The organism is Methylobacterium sp., assembly GCF_019745455.1.
GTDB lineage: Bacteria > Pseudomonadota > Alphaproteobacteria > Rhizobiales > Beijerinckiaceae > Methylobacterium.
Map to the genome: position 1 here is coordinate 1 of NZ_JAIETD010000073.1, position 6,361 is coordinate 6,361.

Consider the following 6,361-nt stretch of genomic DNA (forward strand, 5'->3'; position numbering starts at 1 on the left):
AGATGGACCAGAGCCTCCGCTCCTGAACACCGCTGAATGTCCCAAATCATCTGACGACGGACATCCCTGCTCGTTATCGATGCGGACCACTTCAAGCGCTTCAACGACCGCTACGGTCACGCCGTTGGCGACGAGGTTCTGAAGGGCATAGCTCGCTGCCTGACCGTGAGCGTGCATAGACCTTCCGATCTTGCCTGTCGGGTCGGTGGCGAGGAGTTCGTGCTCTTGCTGCCTGGCACCGACGAGGCCGGCGCCTTGCGGGTGGCAGAGGAGGTGCATGCCCAGGTGTCGACGTTGTCGGTAGGGTCTGCCGGCATTGGGCCGGGCGCCGTCACCGTGAGCATCGGCCTGGCCTCGGCCACCTCCAACGCTGCTGACCTCTATCGCCGCGCCGACGCGGCGCTGTACGAGGCCAAGGCCCGCGGACGCAATCAGACTCGGGCCGCAGCATCCGCCGGCGTGAGACCTGTCGTCAATACGGGCTTGCGCATCGTCGGTAGCTAAAGCGCTTCGGCCCTGTCGCAAACTCGCGGCGTTTACCCCGCGTTGACCATAGAGCCCGCATGGCCCCTCCCGTTTCGGAGGCCGCATCATGATCCTGTCCGCCATCGCCGCGAAGCTGAAGCGCCGGGCCAAGGCCACTTCAAGGGACTGCACTATGAGGCGGCGCTCATCATCCAGGCCGTCGTCTGGTACCTGCGTTACCCACTGCGCTACCGCGACATGAGGAGTTGTTCCGCGAGCGCGACCTGGAGGTCGATCACTCCACCCTGAACCGCTGGGTTCTCGCCTACACGCCGCTGATCGAGAAGCGGCTACACCAGTTTCGCAAGCCGCACTGTGGGTCGATGCGGATCGACGAAACCTATATCAATGTTCGGGATGAGTGACGCTACCTCTACCGCGCCATCGACAAGAACGGGAACCCCGTCGACTTCCTGCTGACCTCCCAGCACGACCTCAACGCGGCCGAGCGGTTCTTCCGCAAGATGCTGGCGGATCAGCCGCTGCTCGCTCCTGATCGGATCGGCACGGATGGAGCCGGAACCTACCCGCCGGCCATCGCTGAGAACCGCAATACGAGAGTCAGAACCGCAACGTAGCCATCTTCGGGCATCATATGACCGATAGGAACTAGCCAATTCGCCCGGAAACCAGGGTGTTGGTTTAAGTGCTCGATTACGAGCCTCCTTCTAGGATCCACCTGCTCTCGCCGCTCAACGGACACCTTCTCGTGAACGCCATTCTCCTCCTCACCGATCTCCCTCGTAGAAGCCAGAGGCTGGCCTCGCACCTTCGAGCCTCGGGTGAGCTCCTGGTGATCGACGTGCTGGATCCCGATCAGGGAGGGCAAGCCCGTGATCTGTCGACGGTCACAGCCATCGTCAGCGACGTGTCCCTGTCCCATTCCGCGCAAGTCGCAGGGCTGCGCGCGTACCTGGATCGGCTCAAGCCCAGGCGTCCGCCTTTCCTCTGCCTGCTTCACGAGGACTCATCGCGCAGCCGGGTGCAGGCAGACGCTTTGGGCGCGACCCGAACGCTCCGGGCCGAGGATGCTGCCAGGGGCCTCGTCGCTCTCCTGGGTGAGATGACCCGGACGGTTTCCCCCGCGGTCGACATCGTAGCCGCCATCTCCGAAGCCGATGAGGCGTTGACCCGGATCTTCGAGCTTGGTCGGTCCGGATCGCCCCTCGAGACGTCCGTGATCGCGCAGGGCACAGAACTCGTCGTGGATGCCGTCAACCGGGCTGATATTCGCGCCTGGCTCGACGTCGTCTGGCGCTTCGACGACATGACCCACCAGCACTGCCTCCTGGTGGCCGGGCTCGCGGCTGGATTTGCGCGTCAACTGGCCCTGCGGCCGCTCGATTGCCGGCAACTCACGCAGGCGGCCCTGCTGCACGATCTTGGCAAATCCCGCATTCCCCTGACCATTCTCAACAAGCCCGACAAGCTCGATGCGCACGAACTGGCGGTGATGCGGACGCATCCCGAACTCGGCCATCGCATGTTGCAGGACCAGGGCTATCCCGATGCGATGCTGGCGGTGGTGCGCTCCCACCATGAAGCCCTGGATGGGTCCGGCTATCCCGACGGACTGCGATCGGAGCGCATCCCCGACCTCGTGCGCCTGATCACGGTGTGCGACATCTTCGCTGCGCTGATCGAGCGGCGCCCCTACCGGCGTCCCCTCGGCGGGGAGGAGGCCTACGACATCCTGAAGGGGATGGACGGCAAGGTCGACCCCGACTTCGTCCGTGCTTTTAAGCCCCTGGCAGAGGCGGCGGGCGGTGTGATGGTGGTGGCAGCCTAGTCAGCGCTTTGACGGGATGGGTCGGTCACCGCTCGCTTCGGCACACTTCAAGAAGTTAACAAAGTATCTGCAACTCGAAGAATACGTTAAAAATCGATGACACCAGAGTGTTCATCCCTGAAATATGACTATAAAATTTAGTTCATGTTCTTTCGGTTTTGACAGGAACGGGAGAACTATAACTGCAAATTAAGTCTGGGTTGGGTACTTTGCCGCCGACCCACGAACTGGATCGGCCCCACGACGATGCGCATCTCTGTCAAGACCATCCTGATCGGCTCGGTCGCCCTGCTTGCGGTCTCGGCGGCCGGCCAGGGCGCCGTCAGCGTGCTGAAGCTGAATGCCATCCAGCGCGAGGTGAACGAGGTCGCTACCGATTGGCTCCCCTCGGTCAACGTCGCCAACGCGTTGAGCACCGCCACGCGGGACGTTCGGGTCAAACTGTACCGGTTCGTGGTGGCCTCTGAGAGTGCCCAGGCGCTGGCCGAGAACGAGCAGAGCTTCCGCAAAGCGCTCAAGACCCTGGACGAACTGCGTGTCACGTACGAACCGCTAATCAGCTCGCCCGAGGAGCGAGCGATCTACGAGCAGTTCGGTTCCCTCTGGGCTCGCTACACAGAGGGCCAGGAGAGGATCGTCGCGCTGATGAAGGCGGGCCAGAAGGCGGACGCGCTGGACCTCACGACAAGCCCGGAGATGGCCGATCTGAACAACGGCGCGAGTCGCGCCCTGCAGAAGACCGTCGAGTTCAATCGTGACGGTGCGAGGGTCAGCACCGAGGTCAGCATGGCCAGCGCGGCCTCGGCGCTGCTCATGGCCTATGTCTCGATGGGGATCTCTCTGGTGGTCGCCGCCGGGGCGATGCTCTTCAGTCTGTTCGGTGTCGCCCGCCCGATCGAACGCATGACCTCGACGATGCGCCGGCTTGCCGGTGGCGACACCGCCGTCGAGATCCCGTCCCAGGCGCGCCGCGACGAGATCGGCGACATGGCCGCCGCCGTCGGGGTGTTCAAGGACAACCTGCTTCGCACCCGTCAGCTGGAAAAGGACACGGAGCTCGCCCGGGCGGGAGCCGAGGCGCAGCGCAAGGCGGCCATGCACGAGATGGCCGATCGCTTCGACACCGCGGTCGGCGGCATCGTCGGCATGGTCACCTCGGCGGCCACCGAGCTGCAGGCGACCGCCCAGAGCATGGCCGGCACCGCCACCCAGACTGCCAACCAGTCGACCAGCGTCGCCGCAGCCGCCGAAGAGGCCGCCTCGAACGTCACTACCGTGGCGGCGGCGGCCGAGGAGCTTGGCTCCTCCGTGCAGGAAATTGGACGCCAGGTGAGCGCATCCGCCACCATGGCTCACGCGGCCGTTCAGGAAGCTTCGCAGACGGCCGCTCTCGTGCAGCAGCTCAACACTGCGGTAGCCCGCATCGGCGACGTGGTGACGATGATCACCTCGATTGCAAGTCAGACCAACCTGCTGGCGCTGAACGCCACCATCGAGGCGGCGCGAGCCGGAGAAGCCGGGCGGGGCTTTGCGGTGGTGGCCGCCGAGGTCAAGGAGCTGGCCAACCAGACGGCGCGGGCGACGGCAGAGATCGGCGGCCACATCGACCAGATCCAGGGCTCGACGAGCCAAGCCGTCGCGGCGATCGGTAGCATCACGATGCGGATCCAGGAGATCAGCGACGTCTCGACCACGATCGCCGCGGCGGTGGAGGAGCAGGGGGCGGCCACCCAGGAGATCGTGCGCAACGTGGCCCAGGCCGCGATGGGTACCGGCGAGGTGACGAGCAACATCACGGGTGTGGCGCATGCCGCCGAGGAAACCGGCGCGGCTGCAAGCCAGGTTTTGGGCGCCGCCTCCGAACTCTCGCGCCAGTCGGAAAGCCTCGGCAGCGAGGTTGCCCGTTTCCTGGCGACGGTGCGTGCCGCCTAGTATACAGGATCCGAAAGGCATCGAACGAGACGGACTGCGGGTGCCGTAAGCAGCGGCATCCAGGTCCACACCCAGGAATCGATGCGGGCCTGTCGCATGCCGTGCCGTAAGCCGCAGTAGACGTCGGATCTGCCTCGTTTTCAGGTTTTGTCAACCGCCGGAAGTCCGAAGCAGACGGCAAGCAGTTTGTTCTGCTCGCGGACGGCCCACGCACCGGCAAGCCCGAAACCCTTGCGCAACCAGAGCATGGCCTCGAAGCCTCGGATAGTGCGGCGGGCAGTACTAAACGAGCAAAATCCGCCTACGCGCGGCATGGCCCACTTGACGCGGAAGTGGTCGCTTTCGATGCCCCGCTGTAGGTGCTTGGTCACGTCATGGAGTGGCATGCGGGGCAGCAGGCCCTCCTTGCGGCTCTCACTGGAGGCATCCCCGCCGTTTCATGCGACTTGGTTGATCAGGGCATTCTGCCTTTGATCAACAACCTTCGCGACGAAGCGTCCGAAGGGAACAGCTGTCGTTCGGCGTCGTCTCGTTGTGAAGGCCGAGTGGACGGCTTCCAGCGCGACGAGACGGTCACCCGGCCGTCGGTAGGCAGCCTTTAGGGCCCTGTCGCAAACCCGCAGCGTTTACCCCGCGTTGACCATACGGCCTGCATGGCGCCATCCGAACTGGAGGCCGCCCATGATCCTGTCCGCCATCGCCGCCAAGCTCAAACAGCGCGCCCAGGCCGACTTCAGGGGCCGGCATTACGAGGCCGCGCTGATCGTCCAGGCCGTTTCCTGGTACCTGCGCTATCCGCTCAGCTACCGCGACATCGAGGAGCTATTCCTGGAGCGCGGCCTGGAGGTGGATCACTCAACCCTGAACCGCTGGGTCCTGGCCTACGCGCCGCTGATCGAGAAGCGGCTGCGCCAGTTCCGCAAGCCGCACTGCGGCTCGGTGCGTATCGACGAAACGTATATCAGGGTGCGCGGTGAGTGGCGCTACCTCTACCGGGCCATCGACAAGCACGGCAATCCTGTCGACTTCCTCCTCACCGCCAACCGCGATCTGGACGCCGCCAAGCGCTTCTTCCGCAAGCTGCTCTCGGCCGAACCACTCTTCGCTCCGGACCGGATCGGCACGGATGGTGCCGGAACCTATCCGCCAGCCATCGTCGAGAACCGCAAGGAGGGCCTACTCCCCCACACGCCGATCCACTACGTCACCAAGCACCTGCAGCAAGGGATCGAGAGCGACCACTTCCGGGTCAAGAAGAACATGCCCAGGATCGGCGGCTTCCGCTCGTTCAACACGGCGCGACGCACGATCCAGGGCTTCGAGGCCATGCTGTGGCTGCGCAAGGGCTTCGGCTTTGCCGGCGCGTGGACCGTGCGCGAGCAGAACCGCTTGCTCGGGATCTGCCTCGGACTTCAAAAAGTTAACGAAACCTGAAAACGAGGTCGGACTGGCCCATCTTGCGACCTGCGGTACGGCTTGCGACAGGCCCCAGCCCGGTCCCGACACCGAAGACCCGGGCTGCCGCGAGGCGAAAGACCAAGGCGACGGTCCTGAAGGTCGAGGTGCCAGATCCCGTCTGGACGGCCCTGCGGCAGGAGGCCCTCGATCGCCGGGTGACCGTGAAGTACCTGGTCCTCGAGGCCCTGGCGGCCAAGGGCTACGCCTTCGATCTCTCTGCCATCCCGAAAGACGGTCGCCGCCTGCGCTAGGTGAAGGGTCCGCAGGGGCCCTGTCCGAACAGCTGCTTGTCCGCAGATCCGATCTGGACCTTGCGGACGCCAGTCAGGCCTCCGCACCCCTGTCCGCAGGACCATACCCCAAAGGACGGTACGAGTGGTTCCATAATCGTTCTCGGGGAATCCCCTCACGCTGCCCGCACGGTTGCGAGGAAGCGACTGACTTCGCCGTTAAGGCGCTCCGACTGCTGAGACAGGTCAGAGGCCGAGGCTAACCCATCTTATTCATCGGGCGGTGGCTAGCGGTGCGTTTCGGGTTGCTGGCGCGCGGGATCGCGCGTCTGTTCTGACGCGTGTGGGTTCGGATCGTTCTGTCGGCGCTGGAGGGATGGGAGCGGGTTCGTCGGGGCGTCGCAGCCCCGTCGTTCAAGCTGGTGCC

The 6,361-nt window shown here is 64.6% G+C and carries 4 protein-coding genes and 3 pseudogenes; 6 read left to right on the plus strand and 1 reads right to left on the minus strand.

Annotated elements, in window-relative coordinates:
- Positions 1-63: 63 nt before the first annotated feature.
- The 4 genes and pseudogenes from K2Y56_RS16115 to K2Y56_RS16130 form a co-directional block, all read left to right on the plus strand.
- A pseudogene (locus K2Y56_RS16115) lies at positions 64-504 on the plus strand (GGDEF domain-containing protein); the annotation flags it as partial.
- A gap of 88 nt (positions 505-592) precedes the next feature.
- Positions 593-1,064 (plus strand): annotated as a pseudogene (locus tag K2Y56_RS16120) (IS6 family transposase); the annotation flags it as partial.
- A gap of 170 nt (positions 1,065-1,234) precedes the next feature.
- Entirely contained in the window at positions 1,235-2,314 is a 1,080-nt protein-coding gene (locus K2Y56_RS16125) for an HD domain-containing phosphohydrolase (RefSeq protein ID WP_292509586.1), read from the plus strand.
- A gap of 246 nt (positions 2,315-2,560) precedes the next feature.
- The gene (locus K2Y56_RS16130) at positions 2,561-4,246 is read left to right on the plus strand and encodes a methyl-accepting chemotaxis protein (RefSeq protein ID WP_292509589.1); all 1,686 of its coding nucleotides are present in this window, start codon (positions 2,561-2,563) and stop codon (positions 4,244-4,246) included.
- A gap of 140 nt (positions 4,247-4,386) precedes the next feature.
- Here K2Y56_RS16130 and K2Y56_RS16135 read toward each other — a convergent pair.
- Positions 4,387-4,671, minus strand: a pseudogene (locus K2Y56_RS16135) (DDE-type integrase/transposase/recombinase); the annotation flags it as partial.
- A gap of 256 nt (positions 4,672-4,927) precedes the next feature.
- On the opposite strand from K2Y56_RS16135, the gene K2Y56_RS16140 reads away from it, so the two are divergent.
- Together K2Y56_RS16140 and K2Y56_RS16145 are read left to right on the plus strand one after the other, a co-directional pair.
- On the plus strand, positions 4,928-5,680 hold the full coding sequence (locus K2Y56_RS16140; protein WP_292509592.1) for an IS6 family transposase: 753 nt from the start codon (positions 4,928-4,930) through the stop codon (positions 5,678-5,680).
- Positions 5,681-5,808: 128 nt separating this feature from the next.
- Positions 5,809-5,955: a hypothetical protein gene (locus K2Y56_RS16145; protein ID WP_292509595.1), complete on the plus strand. Its 147-nt coding sequence runs from the start codon at positions 5,809-5,811 to the stop codon at positions 5,953-5,955.
- Positions 5,956-6,361 lie beyond the last annotated feature (406 nt).